Origin of the sequence: Finegoldia magna, assembly GCF_002243175.1 — a bacterium.
In the GTDB taxonomy this organism is placed as follows: domain Bacteria; phylum Bacillota; class Clostridia; order Tissierellales; family Peptoniphilaceae; genus Finegoldia; species Finegoldia magna_J.
In genome coordinates this window covers 175,715-193,592 of the sequence record NZ_NDYF01000016.1, presented here as the reverse complement: position 1 = coordinate 193,592, position 17,878 = coordinate 175,715, and the positions used below count along the sequence as shown (strand labels likewise).

The window sequence follows — 17,878 nt, the reverse complement described above, 5'->3', positions numbered from 1 at the left end:
AGCGTCACCAATAATAGTCAACGGAACAAGGCCTACAATAGAAGATTTCAAAAAGAAATTCTCCAACATTCCACAAGATGGATCGGTAGAAGTAACACTTGAAAAAGAGCCTGATTACACAAAAGTAGGACAATTTAGAGTTAACATAATATTTAAACTTAGAAAAACACAAGAAATATCAAAATCTTATGTGTTTATCAAAATCGAGAAACCTGTTGTAGAAGAAAAAGACAATGAAAAAGAACCTGACGAGAATTCTATTGATAAAAAGTCAGAAAAATCTCAACCAAAAAATGAAAAAAACAACGATAAAACTGATTTGAATATCGACACTAAAACACAAGATGAAAAACAAAAGAATTTGGAAAACTTGAAGGAGGAGATTAGATGACTTTAATAGTAGGAATACTTTTCACTATAATTTTTTATAGCTTAACAGCCCAATCGATAAAAAAACATCCGGGGGCATATTATGTAGGAATGTATGCGTGGACGGGACTAGTTGTGTGTTATTACAACATGGATTACTACAGATATTTGCCAACTTGGTTCAACGATTATTTCATGAAAATATTCGCTAGAGGAATATTTGCAACGGCAACATTCATGATAGTAATGTTCTTAGGGACTGTTACAAAACACAATGATTTTACGAAAAAACTGATGAACATTCGTGGAGAAATGTCTATCATAGGAAGTTTGCTGGTTATAAGCCACAACATAATATTTGGAATACACTATTTTCCAGTGCTATTCACAAATCCTTCATCCTTGCCAAAAAGAGAACTAATCGCATCAATAATAACAATATTTTTATTGTTGATGCTGATTCCACTTTTTGTGACATCATTCAAATCAGTTCGAAGAAAAATGAACGCAAAAAACTGGAAGAAACTTCAAAGAATGGCGTATCCATTTTTCATTGGAATTTATATGCATGTAATGGTGCTTTATTCAAATGATTGGAAAGCACACATCTCTGGAGTTATAATATATACGATTATTTTTGCAAGCTATGTTATATTGAGATTAAGAAAATCCATATATAAGAAGAAAAAATCACAAAAACAGAGATAATTTAGTTTGTTTGTATAATAATAATAATGATATAATGTAACTATCAAATAAGAAAGGAACATATATCATGTCAGAAACAGAAATTTACGAAATTACGAGAAATTATGCTGTAGTCACAGCGGTATTTCTAATCCTCAGCGTTATCGGTATCTACTTATCATTAAAACGCAAAGACGATCATTTGCTAGGAATCGTAACAAGTGTATTTCAAATAGCAATATCATTTGCAATGTTGTGCATGAACTTCACAATAACTTTGCTACACGATGGAATGGGTGCAGATGACACAATGCTTGTGAATTTCTGCTTGTACGGATGGTTATTGGCATTAGTATTGATGGGTATTAGCGCAACAGTAACCATTAGAAATATCTTAAAACAACGCAAGAAACAAACAAAATTGAATTACTAAAACAACGGCCACCAACAATTGTTGGTGGTTTTTCCGTCTAAAATTGTACAGATTGATTATTACATGTAAATATTATAAAATAAAATAAAAACAGGAGGGAATATATGAAAAACAAATTCAAATTAATCATTTTCTTAACTCTTATGTTGGTATTATTTGCAAGTTGCAACCAAAAACAAGATGAGCCTACAAAAAAAGCCACAGGAGTTGAATCCAAAAACGTAACCACACAACAAGACAAACAAAAGAAAATCGAAGTATACGAACAAAACATCAAAGGCGTCAAGGAAATCAAAGTAGCAGAACTTGATGACGTGAGTGCAAGAAAAGAAATCACAGTGTATCTTGGAAGAAAAACATGCCCAGATTGTCAAAGATTTTCAAAAGTATTCAAACCATTTATATCCAAATATGAAATCTACTACATAGATAGTGTCGCTGGAATCAAAAAATCTCCAGAAGATTTGAAGAAATTCAGAACCGATAACGACCTCAAAACAGTCCCAGCAGTATTTCGAGTTAAAGACGGAAAAATCACCGATAGAATGAACATCGACGACAAAGAGGGGACTTCACCAGAAGAACTACAAAAGTTTTTTGATAAGAAATAAGTCAAAGCCATAACGTTAGTTATGGCTTGTTGTTTTAGTTTCCCAATCATCATCTAAAGGAGGATATTTAAATTTTTGTCTTTCTTTAGGGCTCAAACTTTTAAAATCATCTTTTGATTGGAATTCGATAGAATCTAGACTCATTTTCCCAGGATTTGGGTAATCGTCGTAGGTATAAACAAGAGTATAACCCTCAGGATCTTTTATCTGTACTCTGTATACTTGGTTTCCTTTTATATAATCTTTTATCGCTTTTATCTCTTTTATGTTATCTTTTTTTATCCCTTGAACTTCCATGTATCTATATAACTTTTTGTATCCATAATGTCTTTGAACAGGAACAGCTATTATCCATTTTATAGCTACAAAGACCACAAGACATATTAGTAGTATTTTGACTATTGAAAACTTTTTCTTTTTTATTGTTTTATTCTCCTTTCTATGATGTTATTATACTATAAAATACAAAGAAGGAAAGGGTATGAAAAGATTTTTTTTATTATTTTATTTATTAGAATTGTTAGCTTACCATACTTCTTTTCCAATCATTCTTCCCCAATCAATATCTTCTTTTTCATATTGACCATTAAAATCTTCAAACAAATCTTCAATATTTATCTCATCATCAGACGAATTTTCGATAATTAGTTTGCTATCTTTAATTTTTAAATCCAAAATATCATCATCTTTCCAATTTAAAACATCCAAAATCGACCTTGGAATTTGTAATACATGAGAATCTTCACACCTATGTAATTTGATTTTCATAATTCTTCCTAAAAGTTAAGTCATTAATGCATCTAGTATATACCTTTTTAAAAATTTTTGAATGTCATTTGATATTCCTCCATAAAAATATAGTATAATTATAATACAAACACGAAGGAGATATAAAGATGCAAAAAACAACAAAAACAAACTTCAGAAAAATATTGAAACTAGTTTTATGGGCAGGTCTAATTATATTTTGTATCAATTTAATTATAAAATATCCTGTACACAGGCACATTGGTTTTGACAGGATGTATAAGTACATGGATATGCAGAAAATCCCAAGAAGTGATATCAAAAGTGTGAGGGCTTTCAGATCCACAAAAACGGACGATTATGTTTATTGGGTTGTGTTAAAAGATTTGGAAAATTATAGGTTTGAATATGGATATAATTTGAAAAAAGATAACATGTCATTGAACATTAGTAAAAAAGAATATGATGATGTGTACAAGTATATTAGTGACGAGGAAGTTGCTACATTAAAATATAAACCATTGAAAGAAAGCATTTACTATTTCAAAAAATAAAAACGGATTGTAGATTTTACTCTACAATCCATTTTTTTATTCCAAAACTATTAGAAGTTGGTCTGTGTCGATGGTGTCATTTTCTTTGATTAGGATTGATTTTACAATTCCTTCTGATTTGGATAGTATGTTGGTCTCCATTTTCATGGCTTCCACTACTACCAATGGGTCGTTGACTGATACTTTGTCGTTTTCTTTGACTAGGACTTTTACGACTCTTCCTGGAATTGATGCTCCGATTTCTTTGTCGTTGTTAGGGTCTGCTACTGATAGGTTATCTTCTTCACGTTCTGTGATTTTCGCAGATTCATCGAACACTCTGACTTCACGTCTGTTTCCGTTTACTTCATAGGTGAAGTTTCTGTAGCCGTCTTTTTCCAATCTTCCTTTTTCGATAAGTTTGATGATGAGGATTTTGCCTTCTTCTATTGGGACTTCGACTGTTTCTTTTTCGTTTATTCCTTCGAAGAATGTCGGAGTGTCCATGTAAGTGAAGTTGCCTTTTGTTTTTCTGTAGTCGATGTATTCTTCGAATACTTTTGGATAAAGTGCGTGTGATACGATGTCTTTTTCGTCGAATTCCATTTTGTATTTGTCTTCTAAATCTTTTTTGTCTTTTTCAAAATCAAATGGGTCGATGTAAAGTCCCGCTCTTTTTGTGATTGGCTTTTCATCTTTTAATACGATTTTTTGTAATTTTTCGTTGAATCCACCTTCAGGTTGTCCCATCATTCCTTTGAAGAATGATATTACTGAGTCTGGGTAGTCGAGGTTTTTGCCTTTTTCGTAGATGTTTTCAGGAGTGAGTCCATTTGCCACCATGAATATAGCCATGTCTCCAACCATTTTGGATGATGGTGTAACTTTGATGATGTCACCAAGCATGTCGTTGACTTTTTTGTACATTAATTTTACTTCGTCGAATTTTTCTCCAAGTCCGAACGATTCTACTTGTGGTTTGAGGTTGGAATATTGTCCACCAGGAATTTCGTAGCGATAAATTTCTGTTGTACCACTTTTCAAATCGCTCTCAAATTGTGAGTAGTAGGAGCGAACGTCTTTGTAGTAGTTGCTGATTTTATCACAGTTTGAAAGGCTGATTCCCGTTTGACGTGGCGTATTTTCAAGAGCGGCTACGACTGAGTTGAGTGCAGGTTGACTTGTGAGTGAACTCATTGAGTTAAAGCAAGTGTCAACTATGTCAACTCCAGATTCACAAGCGTTGATTATCGTAGCGACTCCGTTTCCTGTGGTGTCGTGTGTGTGCAAATGAATTGGAACAGAAATTTCGTTTTTCAATGCTGAGATTAGCTTCGTTGCGGCGTATGGTTTCAACAATGCGCTCATATCTTTTATGGCAATAATATTTGCGCCGATGGATTCTAGTTCCTTTGCTTTTTTTACGTAATATTCTAGTGTGTATTTGTCTCTTGTTTCGTCCAAAATGTCACCTGTGTAACAAAGCGTTGCTTCCAAGATTTTTCCTTGTTCAAGTACGCTGTCACACGCAAGTCTCATTCCGTCGATGTAGTTTAATGAATCGAATACTCTGAACACGTCGATTCCGTTTTCTGCGGCTTTTTGTACGAATTTTACCACGACATTATCTGGATAATTTTTGTATCCTACGGTGTTGTTTCCACGAAGTAGCATTTGGAATAAAATGTTAGGAATTCTTTTGCGAAGTTCTTGTAGTCTAATCCAAGGATCTTCCTTCAAAAATCTGTAGCTTACATCAAATGTTGCACCGCCCCACATTTCCAAACTAAACAAGTCCTTCATCAACTCATTGGTAGCTTCTGCGATAGGAAGCATATCTCTTGTTCTCATTCGTGTCGCCATCAATGATTGGTGCGCATCTCTTAGAGTTGTGTCAGTGATTAGAAGTTTATCTTGGTTCAAAATCCAATCACTAAGTCCCTTGGCGCCTTTTTCTTCGAAAATATCCTTAGTTCCTGTTGAATTTGTCTTGGTAAATTCTGGAATTTGTGGAATGTTGTAATCTTTTTTGTCGTTATTAATGGAGCGTTCACTGATGAAATTCAACACCTTTAATTCCTTATCAGTTGATGGTTTTATGTCGAAAAGTTCAGGGTTTTTGGAAATAAATCCAGTATCACACACTCCCTTGTGGAATTCTTCAGTGTTTAAGACATTGATGATGAAGCCGATATTTGTCTTCACACCGCTGATTTTCGTTTCTCTCAAAGCACGGATTGCTTTGTTGATTGTGTCGTTGAATGTTCTGGAGAAGGCAGTGATTTTAACCAAAAGCGAATCGTAATATGGTGTGATTACTGAGCCTGTGAATCCATTTCCACCGTCAAGTCTCACGCCGAATCCGGAACTTGTACGATACAAATCAATCTTACCAGTATCAGGCATGAAATTATTCGAAGGATCTTCTGTCGTGATACGGCATTGAATTGCGTAACCATTGCAGTGAACATCGTCTTGTGAATAAATTCCTATCTCATCTGAATCAAAACTTTTGCCGTCTGCTATCAGAATTTGAGTTTGTACGATATCAATCCCAGTGATAAGTTCACTAACTGTGTGTTCTACTTGAACTCTTGGGTTTACTTCGATGAAATAGTGATTTTCATCTTCGTCCACCAAAAATTCTACAGTACCGGCGTTTGTGTAGCCAACTTCTTTGCAGATTTTGATGGCATCGTTGTGAAGTTCGTTTTTTGTCTTTTCAGAAATCGAAAATGCAGGAGCGAATTCCACAACCTTTTGGTGACGTCTTTGAATGGAACAATCTCTCTCGTATAAGTGAAGAATATTTCCGTGATTGTCGGCTATGATTTGCACCTCAATGTGTTTTGGATTGCGGATGTATTTTTCGATAAACATATCGTCTGATCCGAAAGCTTTCTTGGATTCGTTTTGTGCGCTGACGAAAGAACTCATCAAATCGGATTCTTTTTCGACAATTCTCATTCCACGTCCGCCGCCACCAGCACAAGCTTTTACCATAACTGGATAGCCGATTTGGTTTGCGATTTCCAATGCTTCATTTTTATTTCTGATAGGAGTCTCCACGCCTTCGATAGTTTGTACGCCGGCTTTTTTGGCAACTAACTTCGATTGGACCTTGTCACCTAAACTATGTAGGACAGATTCATCAGGACCCACGAAAATTATTCCGTTTTCCTTGCAACGTCTCGCAAATTCTGCATTTTCACTCAAAAATCCATAACCAGGATGAATAGCATCGCAGTGTTTGGATTTTGCAATCGCAATGATTTTTTCGATATCTAAATAACTCGACAAAGGTGATGCCGCATCCTTTATCAAATACGATTCGTCAGCTTTCGTTCTGAAAAGGGAAGTCTTGTCCTCTTCGCTATAAATCGCAACGCTTCTTATTCCAAGCTCACTACAAGCTCTAAAAATTCTTATAGCAATCTCGCCACGGTTTGCCACTAGAAGTTTTTTTATTTTATCCATACTACACCTCTTTAAATTTGGATATATTCAATATTATTTCGGTCTAACAATTCAATCGCATAATCATCTACACGATAAGCTTCGTGATAATAAATCTTGCTAATTCCAGCTTGAATTAAAGATTTCGTGCAGTTCAAACAAGGAAAATGAGTCACATAACAAATACAACCCTTCACAGCAATTCCTTCTTTCGCACAATACAACAAAGCATTCATCTCCGCGTGAATCGTAGCAATACAATGTCCGTCACGCAAAGTGTGACCAACCTCGTCGCAGTGAGGATTGCCACTAATAGCACCATTGTAACCTGTCGATACAATCCTGTTGTCAGAATTCACCAACACACAACCGACAAAAGCCCTGTCACAAGTGCTTCGTGTCGCAACATTCAATGCCAAATCCATAAAATATTCATTCCAAGATTTTCTCATATTGACCTCTCATCATCATTAAAAAATTTCTTTACCTTTAATATTATCACAAAAACACAAAAATCAAAACAGAAACACCATTTGAATAAATAGACAGTTAACGTAATAAATGGTATATTCAATACAAGCATTATCTTAATTAACATTTAAATAAAATTCTTTTATTATTCAAATTATTGAAAGGGAAAAAATGAAAAATAATATAATATTAAAACATTCAACAAAATACATAAAAACAATTCTAATAGGACTTATATTTCTTATAATTTCACCACTTTTAACAATGCTAATTCCAATATTAAAAATGAAAATTATTGATGATTATATAGCTATCAAAGATTATAAAGCAATAATAAATACTATATTGGTCATCATTTCATTACATACGGTTAGTCATATATTTGAATGGATACATAATAAAATTTTTTATACAACAAACTGTAAGATAGTAAGAGATGTTAGGGGAGATATATTTTATCATATATTTTTTTCAAAATTGAGTGACACAAAAGAATATGAAGTGGGAGATTTAATTACTAGAACGGAAGATGATATTAAGAATATGTCTGTATTTTTAATAGACGTTATTGTAAATGCACTTAGAAACATAATTGTGACAATTATATCTTTAGCGATGCTGGTTTATATATCATGGAGAATATCATTAGTAATCTTTTCGTTTGTAATAATTTATTTTTTATTTACGAATTTCTTTAAGAAAAAGATACATGAACTTTCTAAAATTTACATCAAGACATTATCGGATTCTAGAAATACATTGATATCTTTAATGAATAGGATAGTTTCGATAAAAATAAATTCATACGAAAAATATAGTTATAAAATTTATGATAAATCTATTGTGGATAAAAGAGATTCAAATATTAAGCTTGGCGTAATGAGAAATACTGGTAAAATTACTATAAATTATCTACTATATTTGATGCCATTTATAGTCTTATTAATGGGAAGCTTAATGACGGTGGATAAATTATTTACAATAGGTTCAATAATTGCATATTTAGATTACTTAACAAAGATGATAACTTCATTGGAAGAATTAAATGAGCTTAACTTTAATTTTGCAGCGGCAAAGATTTCATCTGAAAGAATTAATGAAGTTATTAATTTAGAAACTTTTAGTGAAAAAGATGAATTGTCAACAGAAATAAATATGAGAGATATTTCTGTAAGTTTTAACGACAATATTATTTTGAATGATATAGAATTTAAAATAAAAGATTGTGATAAAGTATCTATTATTGGGAAGTCTGGGTCTGGGAAATCAACATTGGTTGATATTATTACAGGAAATCAAACTGCAGATAATGGAGACATAGATTTTGGACAATTAAAATATTATAATGGTGCCTATATTCCTCCTGAGCCATATATTTTCCAAGGCGACTTAGAAGATAATATAGTTTTAGATTCTGATTTTAATGCAAAACAATATAATAAAGTGCTTGATATTTGCCTTATAAATCCACATGAAGCACCGTATAATGGTAGTCTAATTAATCTTTCTTATGGAGAAAAGCAAAGAGTAGAATTAGCAAGAGCACTGTATAAAGGAAAGAGAACTCTTATAATTGACGAAGGAATTTCAAATATAGACCTAAATGATTTGAATGTAATCATTGATAATCTGCTTAATTTAGAAAACTTAACTTTAATATATATATCCCATAATCAAGAAATTGCGCGTAAATTTCCTTTACAAGCAAAATTAAAGAATAAAAAATTAATTTTTGAGAAGTAAAAAGCCACATAATGTGGCTTAGAGAAAATAAAAATATTTACAAAATTATGCGTTAATTTTCTTTTCAAGAGCTGTTGTCAAAACTTCGGAATAATTTATATTTTGGTGATCACAAAGTCTAACCAACCATTCAGGGACTGTAACATTTTTTCTGATGGTTTTGTTGTTTTTGATAAATGGTGTTGGATCAACTTGAATCATAGACGCAAATCCATCTTCAACTTTTATTTTTGTAATATCACTTGGTTTAGGAAGTGGAATATCTTCATCAATGAAAGTTGCCAACACGCTTTCTAACATTTGATGAGCATTCACCATTGCTTCTTCGATATTATCTCCTTCAGTTCCACCGCCGAATTCTGGAAATTCCACCCAATATGAATCTTCTTCTTTATGAAAAATAGCAGGATATGATTTTAACATCGTCTAACCTCCTTATGCTTTAATAATACGCATAATGCGCATAAAAGTCCAGCATTGTATTAGAATAATATAGGATATAATAAAAATAGAAGGAGTTGAGGTAATGAAAATCACAACTGCAGAAAATTTCAGGGATAATTTATCCGAAATGATTGATGAATTAATAAAATCAAATGAACAGCTAAAAGTTACCACAGAAATGGGAAATGTCGTCGTACTTAGTGAGGCACATTACAACGGGATAACGGAAACTCTTAAAATATATTCAAATCCACAAGAAAAAGAAAAAATAATAGAAGGATTACATACAACAGTAGATGATTGTGTATCTGAGGAAGAAATTAATCAGAATAATTTTTAATCACACACACAAAAAATCACGACTAAAAATGATGGTCGTAAGCTGTAGACTTGACTAAGTAAAGAATTTATAATACAATTGTGTTACGATGTAACACAAGAAAAGGAGTGATTTTATGGCTACTATAACGATTAGATTGAGCGAATCGGATAAGGAACTTTTCACAAATGTTTCAAAAGAAAAAAACAAAACTTTATCCGACTGGGCAAGAGAATCATTATTGGAAAAAATCGAACAAGAGTATGATGAAAAGATAGTTAATGAGTATCTCCTAAACAAAGACAAAATGAAATTTTACAGTAATGATGAGGTAAAAAAAGAGTTGGGTCTATGAGAGTTGTTTATTCAGAAAAATCATTAAAATCCTTGAAAAAACTTGATAAGCCTATTCAAAAAATGATTATTCATTATATGGAGAAAGTAGGTCAATTAGATGAACCACGTGCAAGAGGTAAGGCGTTGTCAGCCAATTTGAGAGGATTTTGGCGATACAGAGTGTCGAACTACAGAATTATTTGCGAGGTTGATGACGATAAATTAATAATCTGCGTTGTAGAAGTCGATCATAGGAAAAATATATATTAAATACTAACGGAATGTTATTTGTAGTTACGAGTTATTATTCTACAAATAACATTTTTTTATTTGCAAATCTCAAAACTTTTTCACACCAAAAAAAAGCCACACAATGTGGCTTTTTATTACTCATTTATGAACAAGTTTGGTGCTGTATAATATTTTCGGGCGCCACTTACGACGTTATCTTTTCCGATTCGTGTGTAAGGGGCTACAAAGTGTTTGTTGTAGATGAACAGTCCCACAACTTGTGTGAATTTGTTGAGCACTGGTCGTTTTTCTTCAAATTCCAAGAATTCGCACTTATTCATGTCGTAATATTCTTGGAAGACGTAACCTGTTTTGATAAATTCTGGAAGTTTTTCTTTCAAATCTTCTTCAGTCATTTCACGGCCAACGTATATTCCAAGAGAAGCGTAGCCGTCGATTGGTTTGAAGATGTACTTGTCTTTGTTCATTATGATTTCATAGGCGTCACGTTCTTCGATTTTTTTCGTAAATGGAACGTGTTCGTCGATGAATTTCTTTTCTTCAGTATTTAACAACGCTTGTGTTTGTTCGTCTCTGAAGATTTCGAAAATAAGCTTGGAGTGCATCAATTGTGATCTGAACGATCCCACCATGAAGAATGCATTATCCATGTACGCATCCAAGAATGGTTTGATTTGATCTTTTATTTTCAACAATTCCAATGTTACGATTCTTCTGTAAACCAAATCTATTACGTAATCTCCGTGGCACAATTTGCCGTTTTTGTATTCCAAATCTCTGATGTCGATGATTTCGCAGTTGAATCCATTTTCTTCGTAGACTCTTTTGAATTCGTCAAATTCGTTCGGAGTTCCTACTTCCAAATTATCCACGATTGCGACGTTTGGTTTCTTGTCCGACACGTATTTTTTGTACATATCAGCTGTTTCCCAAACCCATGGAGTGAACATGTCGACATTTTCAACAGGGTGTTTTTCCATGAATTTTTGCATAGCTTTTGTTTGTAGAAGAAGTTGTCCCAATGTGTTGTCTTCGTTCATCGCAGAAGATCCGTCTGTGTTGAGTTCACAAAGCATGTAGTTTACTCCGTCGTAGAACACGTCGTAGCGACAGATTGGAACGGGAACATCGTATCCTGGATCGTGAAGTACAAGTTCTTCAATTGCTGGATCCAATTGGAATATTTTACGATATTCAGGATTTTCTACGAATTCTTTGGTAATTTTGTCAGTCATGCTCATCAAAATATTCGAAATGTATACAAAATCTGAGCGGTTCTTTTTGTTGTAGAAAAGACCTTGGTAGGTCATAGGGATTGGTTCTCCGTGATAAATCGCCTTAGAAACTTTTGTTTTGGCGATAAAATCCACGAAATCCCTATAATACATATCTTCGTCTTCTCGTACTATTTTATATAATTCTAATGAATATTCGTCATTAAACATCTAAATCCTCCAATTTTATTTCGCTTTCAATCACAGCTTCACGAAGTCCTTTTTCCTTGTAAGTTTTCTCGAACTTGTCCCTTGGATTTATTCCTTTTTCTAACATTTCTTCTAGTGGAATGAGATATCCGATTTCATTTGCTGGAAGGCCGTTTTTTGCCATATCCACAAGCATTTTGCAAAACTCTAACATGTTTACATTCATAAATGTAGCATCCAGTCCTTTTTCACGTGCATCTAGTTTTGCTTTCATGCAAGATTCGTATGTCATATTTTTGAATAACTCAGATAATTTGTCCAAGTTAGTATCGTCGTAGAACAAGCCTTTGATTAGAGCGACTGCTGAGAAATTAAGTGGATATTTGATTTCATCCATCATTCTGATTTCGATGTATCGTTTTGCTCTTACATCAGGAAATACTATGGATAATGCGTGGAAAATCAAATCAGTATCTCTAACATCTTCAAATACTTCCTTGAAAGTTTTTCCTCCTACATAGTATTGTTCGTGGTTTTCATCAATTGAGAAAATCAACGGCGTGTTTAATATATTTTCGGCGTATTTCTTGTAGCTCAAATCATCGTCGAAACTAAAAGGATACATTCCGGATCTGTCAGTGTCTGTGTTTTCCCAGATGATTTCTCTCATGTTGCGACTTTTTGCAGGCTGTCCTTCGAAAATGTATGCGTTGTCGAACAATGTGTAGAATACTGGAGACAAACAGTTTGCAATTTTGTATTTCTTAACGAAATCTTCTTCGGATGAGTAGTCGATGCTGCATTGCAAAGAGCAAGTCCCTTTCATCATATTGTGAGCCATGTCTCCTCTTTCGTTGAAATATTTGTACATAAAATCGTATCTTTTTTTAGGCAAGATTTTAATCTCGTCGATTTTAGTCACAGGATGATAGCCCAAAGTCACCATAGCTTGGTTTTTCTTATCGAAAACTTCAACAAGTTTTCTCATATTTTTAATGTAAATATTCTTCAAATCGTCGATGTTCCACTTTGATGACAAAGCAACTTCAAATTGGCTTCCAGGTTCTGTCGACACTGCCAAATCATCATTTTCAAGTCCAAGGATAAAGTCTCCTTCCTTATAAGCGACACATCCTCCTTCGTGAAGTTCTCTGAGAGTTTCTGCTACTCCGTCTTCGCCAAAATACGACACAGTCTTCAAAGTATCTTTGTCTATGATGAAATGTTCCATCTCCATTCCGACAGTGAATTCTTCCTTTAATTTTTCTCCGCTTTTAATGTAGTTAATTACAGCTTTAAGCTGTTTTTCGTAATCCATTTTTACTCCTTTTTAATGTCTGCTACAGTAATATCACAAATTTTTATCAAATCTTCGGGAGCAATTTTGATTTGCGCTCCAATTTTGCCTCCAGACACGTAAATATATTCTTTATTTTCACAACTTTCGTCGATAAAAGTCTTAAATTTTGTTTTCATTCCGATAGGAGAGCAACCGCCTCTTATGTAGCCTGTAGTTTTCAACAAATCTTTTACGTGAATCATTTCAAGCTTTTTCACTCCGGCTATTTTCGCACACTTTTTCAGGTCAAGCTCATCTTTTACAGCCACAACGAACACGAAATTTTCGTTCGTATTGGAAACTGTGACAAGAGTTTTGAACACGTAAGCTTCGTCTTCATTTAATTTGTTTGCGACGTTTTCTCCGCTCACATCGTCTCCTACAGAGTATTCTATATATTTATACCCAATTTTTTCTTTGTCGAGCATTCTCATTGCGTTAGTTTTTTTCATAAAAACATCCTTTCATTATTAATATTATACTACAAGTAAAAATTTTGTGGATTTATAAAATATTTGATGCGTTTACTTGCGTAAATTGTCTGTTTATGGGTAAATATATACGAGGAGGAATTTTAATGGAACAAAGTTTAAACATTAGATATATATATCACAGTTCATTTTCTTTGGAGTTTGAAGACAAGATTATTATTTTCGATTATTTTCAAGGAACTTTGCCAAAAAATGTGAACGACAAGAAGGTGATTTTCGTGGTGACTCATTCACACGCGGATCATTACAATGAGAGTATTTTTGATTATGAAAATGCCAGTGACATTACATACATTGTCAGCGAAGATGTGTACGAAGAGGTTTTTGATTACGATACGAAGGACAATGTTGTTTTTTTGGGACAAGATAATATTGAGGATTTGAAGAAGCACTTCGACAAGAAGGTTATAAAACTTGAAGTTGGTGAATCTACGTCTGTGTACGGTGCAGATTTTACGGCGCTTGGTTCTACTGATATGGGAATTAGCGTGTATTTTGAAGCGAATCATTTGAAATTTTTCTTCGCTGGTGATTTGAACAATTGGGTGTGGGAAGAAGACACCGAAGAAGAAAAACAAAAGATGCAACAAGATTTCTCTAAGGAAATCGACAAGATTGGTCATGTTGACATTGGATTTTTCCCAGTGGATCCGAGACTTAAGGAGAGATACGATTTGGGTGTGAATGAATTTGTCGACAAATGTAATCCGAAGGTTTTGTTCCCGATGCATTTCACAAAGGATCCAACTATTGTGGACACTTTTATCGACACGCACGATTATGAGGGCTGCAAGGTTGTGAATATGAAAAAGGAACACGATACGTTTCAAGTTATAATAAAATAATTGATTTTGTATAATATTTTTGGTAGAATTAATACACAAGAGGGAGTAGCTTAGAAATATTGTGTCGTCATTACGGTTAATACCCGGCACAAGGCCACTTTGGTTAGCAAGACTTTTGCCAGAAATGGTGAAAGTTTTTTTTATTATGTAAATTAACAGGAGGTAAGAGATTGGATTGGTACAAGGAATCTAATGAGAGTGTTATCAAAAGTTTGGACACAGACGCAAACAACGGTCTATCCGACAGTAAGGTAACGAGTTTGTTAGAAAAATACGGCAAGAACGTATTAAAAGAAAAGAAGAAAAAGTCCATGGCAGCCAAATTAAAGGATCAATTTTTGGATCCAATGATAATTATTTTGTTATTGGCATCTATTTTATCCATGGCTATTGGAGAAATTACAGATAGTATTATTATCATCGCTATCGTTATTGTGAATGCGGTGCTTTCGATTTATCAAGAAGGAAAAGCTGAACAAGCTATTGAAGCTTTGCAAAAAATGGCAAGTCCAAAGGCCAAGGTCATCAGAAACGGCAAAATCATGGAAGTGGATTCACAAAATTTGGTTCCAGGAGATATCGTTGAATTGGAAACAGGGGATATTATCCCTGCCGATTTGAGATTATTGGAATCTACTAACTTGAAAATCGACGAATCATCGTTGACTGGGGAATCGGTTGCTGTAGAAAAGAACGCTAAGGATGAGATTACGACAGATGCAGGAATTGGCGACAGAACAAACATGGCGTATAGCTCTTCTATCGTAAGTTACGGTAGAGCTAAGGGTGTCGTTGTGGAAACTGCACAAAACACAGAAATCGGTAAAATCGCAACGAGTTTATCACAGGTTGAAGACGAAGAAACTCCTCTTCAAAGAAAGCTTGCACAATTGTCTAAGCAATTGGGTATCGTAACAGTTGTTGTATGCGCAATTGTGTTTGTAGTTGGATATTTCTTGTATGATTTTGATGCATTGAATATGCTTATGACTGCGGTATCACTTGCCGTTGCGGCGATTCCAGAAGGACTACCAGCTATCGTTACAATCGTACTTAGTTTGGGAATGGGAAGAATGGCAGAGAAAAACGCCATCGTCAAGAAACTTTTGGCAGTTGAAACATTGGGAACAACAACTGTAATTTGCTCCGACAAGACTGGTACATTGACTCAAAACGAAATGACTGTGAAGAAAATCTACGTCGACGGAACAGATGTCGATGTCACAGGAACAGGATACAAACCTGAAGGCGATTATTTGATTGAAGACAGAAAAATGCAAGAAGATGACATCAAATCTCTTAACACTTTGCTTCACATAATGAGTCTTACTAATGATTCAAAATTAATCGAAGAAGACGGAACTTACAAAATCGTTGGGGATCCTACTGAAGGAGCACTTCACACAGCAGCAGGAAAACAAGACATCACAAAAGATGAATCCAATCAAAACTATCCTAGAATAGAAGAAATTCCATTCGATTCAGAAAGAAAAATGATGACTACATTCCACGACAAATTCTTAACTGACAAAGTTGTATCCTTCACAAAAGGTGCACCAGATATAGTTATCGAAAAATGTAGCAAGATTTTAATCGACAACGAAATCAAACCACTAACAGAAGAATTAAAACAACAATTGTTGAATAAAAACAGCGAATACGCTAAGCAAGCACTTCGTGTACTAGCTTATGCACTTCGTGAACACGAAGAATTACCAAGTGAAATTACATCTGAAAACATCGAAAAGAACATGGTATTTGTAGGATTATCTGGAATGATAGATCCACCAAGACTAGAAGTAAAAGATGCAATCAAAGAATGTAAGACAGCGGGAATCACACCAGTTATGATTACTGGAGACTACTTGGAAACTGCAGTTGCAATCGCAAAAGATTTGGGAATTTGTACGGACGATTCACAAGCAATCATGGGAGCTGAACTTAACAATATGTCAGACGAACAAATCCGTGAAATCGTCAAAGAAAAGAGAGTTTATGCGAGAGTTTCTCCACAAAACAAAGTACAAATCGTTAAAGCATTAAAAGAAAACGGACACATCGCAGCCATGACAGGTGACGGAGTCAACGATGCACCTGCAATCAAAAAAGCAGACATCGGAATTGCGATGGGAATCACTGGAACAGACGTTGCAAAGAACACATCAGAAGTTATCCTTACAGACGACAACTTTGCAACCATTGTAAACGCAGTAGAAGAAGGAAGAATAATTTACTCCAACATCAAAAAATTCGTATCATTCCTACTAAGCTGTAACATCGCAGAAATTCTTATCGTATTCTTGGCGATAATGTTCAAATGGGACACACCATTTATCCCAATCCAATTATTGTGGTTAAACCTAGTAACAGATTCATTCCCAGCAATGGCACTAGGAGTTGAAAAAGGAGAAGCTGACATCATGAACAGAGCTCCTCGTTCACCAAAAGAACCAATCATAGACAAAAACATGAGACTAAGTATTATCGTTCAATCATTGGCAATCACAGTTGCAACATTGTTCGCTTACAACTACGGATTGAACCATTTTGATGGCCATATTGAATCTGCAAGAACAGTTGCATTTGCAACATTGATATTATCAGAATTACTAAGAAGTTATTCAGTAAGAAGTGAACACAAATCAGTATTCCAAATCGGATTATTCACAAACAAAGCATTAGTAATGGGAACATCACTTTCATTATTATTAATGCTAGCAGTAATCTACATCCCTGGAGTAAATGATGTATTCGAAACAATACCACTTCACATTGAACACTACAAAGTAATATTGCCATGCGCATTATTGCCATTCGCAGCAGGAGAAATATTAAAAGCAGTAAAAAGCAAAAAATAATAGACAACAATAAAGGCGTATCGCGTGGTACGTCTTTTTGTTTGAGATTGTAGGGAGAAAATCGTGTGAAGCGGACACAGAGATTGTTGCAGTACAAATGTAGGTCACATATCGCGCACGAATATCTTGTGTGAAAATTTAATAATCTTATTCGCTCAGCCTCACTTCAGAAATCTTCTTTTTTAGAAATAAGTAATGAAGATTTCATCGTTCGAAGCGTCGCTCATAAGAAACATTAAATTTTCTATGGTGATATTCTTAGCTTCGATTGTTTGCTTAAAGGTTTCGTAGAATTTACAGTTTCAAGATAAACATAGGTTAGAAAGTTCGCAAACATCTCGCACGAATATCTAGACTGCAAAAATAAATAAATTCTAAGCTTGTGAACCTAAAATTGTGAACTCGTGCTACGCACTCAGACAGCACAATTTTTTAACGGTTCACTTCGCTTGAATTTATGCTTATTTTTTCCGTATGATATTCTTAGCTTTGATTGTTTGCTTAGACGGACACAAGAGTG

At 34.2% G+C, this 17,878-nt stretch carries 19 protein-coding genes; 11 read left to right on the top strand and 8 right to left on the bottom strand.

Annotated features, from left to right (window positions below):
* From B9N53_RS08140 to B9N53_RS08125, 4 genes are all read left to right on the top strand, one after another.
* A partial coding sequence (locus B9N53_RS08140; RefSeq protein WP_148131329.1) for a hypothetical protein occupies positions 1–391 on the top strand: 391 nt, incomplete at its 5' end.
* The gene (locus tag B9N53_RS08135) at positions 388–1,077 is read left to right on the top strand and encodes a ferric reductase-like transmembrane domain-containing protein (protein WP_094204495.1); all 690 of its coding nucleotides are present in this window, start codon (positions 388–390) and stop codon (positions 1,075–1,077) included. The genes B9N53_RS08140 and B9N53_RS08135, both read left to right, overlap by 4 nt.
* A 67-nt stretch (positions 1,078–1,144) precedes the next feature.
* Positions 1,145–1,489: a hypothetical protein gene (locus B9N53_RS08130; protein ID WP_094204494.1), complete on the top strand. Its 345-nt coding sequence runs from the start codon at positions 1,145–1,147 to the stop codon at positions 1,487–1,489.
* A 104-nt stretch (positions 1,490–1,593) separates the two neighbouring features.
* Positions 1,594–2,100, top strand: coding sequence for a thioredoxin family protein (locus tag B9N53_RS08125; RefSeq protein ID WP_094204493.1), 507 nt, complete (start codon positions 1,594–1,596; stop codon positions 2,098–2,100).
* A gap of 15 nt (positions 2,101–2,115) precedes the next feature.
* Here B9N53_RS08125 and B9N53_RS08120 read toward each other — a convergent pair whose 3' ends face one another.
* Together B9N53_RS08120 and B9N53_RS08115 are read right to left on the bottom strand one after the other, a co-directional pair.
* Positions 2,116–2,475, bottom strand: coding sequence for a DUF3139 domain-containing protein (locus B9N53_RS08120; protein WP_242432457.1), 360 nt, complete (start codon positions 2,473–2,475; stop codon positions 2,116–2,118).
* 150 nt (positions 2,476–2,625) lie between these two features.
* Positions 2,626–2,868 (bottom strand): cell division protein FtsW, encoded by a 243-nt coding sequence (locus B9N53_RS08115; RefSeq protein ID WP_094204491.1) that lies wholly within the window; start codon positions 2,866–2,868, stop codon positions 2,626–2,628.
* Positions 2,869–2,996: 128 nt separating this feature from the next.
* Here B9N53_RS08115 and B9N53_RS08110 point away from each other — a divergent pair, with 128 nt between their 5' ends.
* Positions 2,997–3,401 carry a DUF3139 domain-containing protein gene (locus tag B9N53_RS08110; protein WP_060790751.1) on the top strand — a complete coding sequence of 135 codons (405 nt, stop codon included), beginning with the start codon at positions 2,997–2,999 and terminating at the stop codon, positions 3,399–3,401.
* 36 nt (positions 3,402–3,437) lie between these two features.
* Here the strand turns inward: B9N53_RS08110 and B9N53_RS08105 are convergent, their stop codons facing one another.
* Together B9N53_RS08105 and B9N53_RS08100 are read right to left on the bottom strand one after the other, a co-directional pair.
* Positions 3,438–6,857: a pyruvate carboxylase gene (locus B9N53_RS08105; RefSeq protein WP_094204490.1), complete on the bottom strand. Its 3,420-nt coding sequence runs from the start codon at positions 6,855–6,857 to the stop codon at positions 3,438–3,440.
* An 11-nt stretch (positions 6,858–6,868) separates the two neighbouring features.
* A complete protein-coding gene (locus B9N53_RS08100) occupies positions 6,869–7,288 on the bottom strand; it encodes a deoxycytidylate deaminase (protein WP_094204489.1) in 420 nt (139 codons plus the stop codon).
* Between the two features lie 190 nt (positions 7,289–7,478).
* Between B9N53_RS08100 and B9N53_RS08095 the strand changes: the two genes are divergently transcribed.
* On the top strand, positions 7,479–9,050 hold the full coding sequence (locus tag B9N53_RS08095) for an ABC transporter transmembrane domain-containing protein (protein ID WP_094204488.1): 1,572 nt from the start codon (positions 7,479–7,481) through the stop codon (positions 9,048–9,050).
* Positions 9,051–9,095: 45 nt separating this feature from the next.
* On the opposite strand, the gene B9N53_RS08090 is transcribed toward B9N53_RS08095, so the two are convergent.
* On the bottom strand, positions 9,096–9,473 hold the full coding sequence (locus tag B9N53_RS08090) for a type II toxin-antitoxin system HicB family antitoxin (RefSeq protein ID WP_094204487.1): 378 nt from the start codon (positions 9,471–9,473) through the stop codon (positions 9,096–9,098).
* A gap of 103 nt (positions 9,474–9,576) precedes the next feature.
* Here B9N53_RS08090 and B9N53_RS08085 point away from each other — a divergent pair, with 103 nt between their 5' ends.
* From B9N53_RS08085 to B9N53_RS08075, 3 genes are all read left to right on the top strand, one after another.
* The gene (locus B9N53_RS08085; protein WP_094204486.1) at positions 9,577–9,834 is read left to right on the top strand and encodes a type II toxin-antitoxin system Phd/YefM family antitoxin; all 258 of its coding nucleotides are present in this window, start codon (positions 9,577–9,579) and stop codon (positions 9,832–9,834) included.
* A gap of 115 nt (positions 9,835–9,949) precedes the next feature.
* Positions 9,950–10,168: a type II toxin-antitoxin system RelB family antitoxin gene (relB, locus tag B9N53_RS08080; RefSeq protein WP_094204485.1), complete on the top strand. Its 219-nt coding sequence runs from the start codon at positions 9,950–9,952 to the stop codon at positions 10,166–10,168.
* Complete coding sequence (locus tag B9N53_RS08075; protein WP_094204484.1) at positions 10,165–10,419, top strand: type II toxin-antitoxin system RelE family toxin; 255 nt, start codon at positions 10,165–10,167, stop codon at positions 10,417–10,419. Before relB ends, B9N53_RS08075 begins: the two co-directional genes overlap by 4 nt.
* Positions 10,420–10,535: 116 nt before the next feature.
* Here B9N53_RS08075 and B9N53_RS08070 read toward each other — a convergent pair whose 3' ends face one another.
* From B9N53_RS08070 to ybaK, 3 genes are read right to left on the bottom strand one after another with little or no spacing between them, the layout of a single operon-like run.
* Positions 10,536–11,846: a glutathionylspermidine synthase family protein gene (locus B9N53_RS08070; RefSeq protein ID WP_094204483.1), complete on the bottom strand. Its 1,311-nt coding sequence runs from the start codon at positions 11,844–11,846 to the stop codon at positions 10,536–10,538.
* On the bottom strand, positions 11,839–13,143 hold the full coding sequence (locus tag B9N53_RS08065; protein WP_094204482.1) for a glutamate--cysteine ligase: 1,305 nt from the start codon (positions 13,141–13,143) through the stop codon (positions 11,839–11,841). Before B9N53_RS08065 ends, B9N53_RS08070 begins: the two co-directional genes overlap by 8 nt.
* A gap of 2 nt (positions 13,144–13,145) precedes the next feature.
* Positions 13,146–13,616: a Cys-tRNA(Pro) deacylase gene (gene ybaK / locus B9N53_RS08060; protein ID WP_094204481.1), complete on the bottom strand. Its 471-nt coding sequence runs from the start codon at positions 13,614–13,616 to the stop codon at positions 13,146–13,148.
* Positions 13,617–13,741: 125 nt separating this feature from the next.
* Here ybaK and B9N53_RS08055 point away from each other — a divergent pair, with 125 nt between their 5' ends.
* Together B9N53_RS08055 and B9N53_RS08050 are read left to right on the top strand one after the other, a co-directional pair.
* Positions 13,742–14,500 carry an MBL fold metallo-hydrolase gene (locus tag B9N53_RS08055; protein ID WP_094204480.1) on the top strand — a complete coding sequence of 253 codons (759 nt, stop codon included), beginning with the start codon at positions 13,742–13,744 and terminating at the stop codon, positions 14,498–14,500.
* Between the two features lie 170 nt (positions 14,501–14,670).
* Positions 14,671–17,358 (top strand): calcium-translocating P-type ATPase, SERCA-type, encoded by a 2,688-nt coding sequence (locus tag B9N53_RS08050; RefSeq protein WP_094204479.1) that lies wholly within the window; start codon positions 14,671–14,673, stop codon positions 17,356–17,358.
* Positions 17,359–17,878 lie beyond the last annotated feature (520 nt).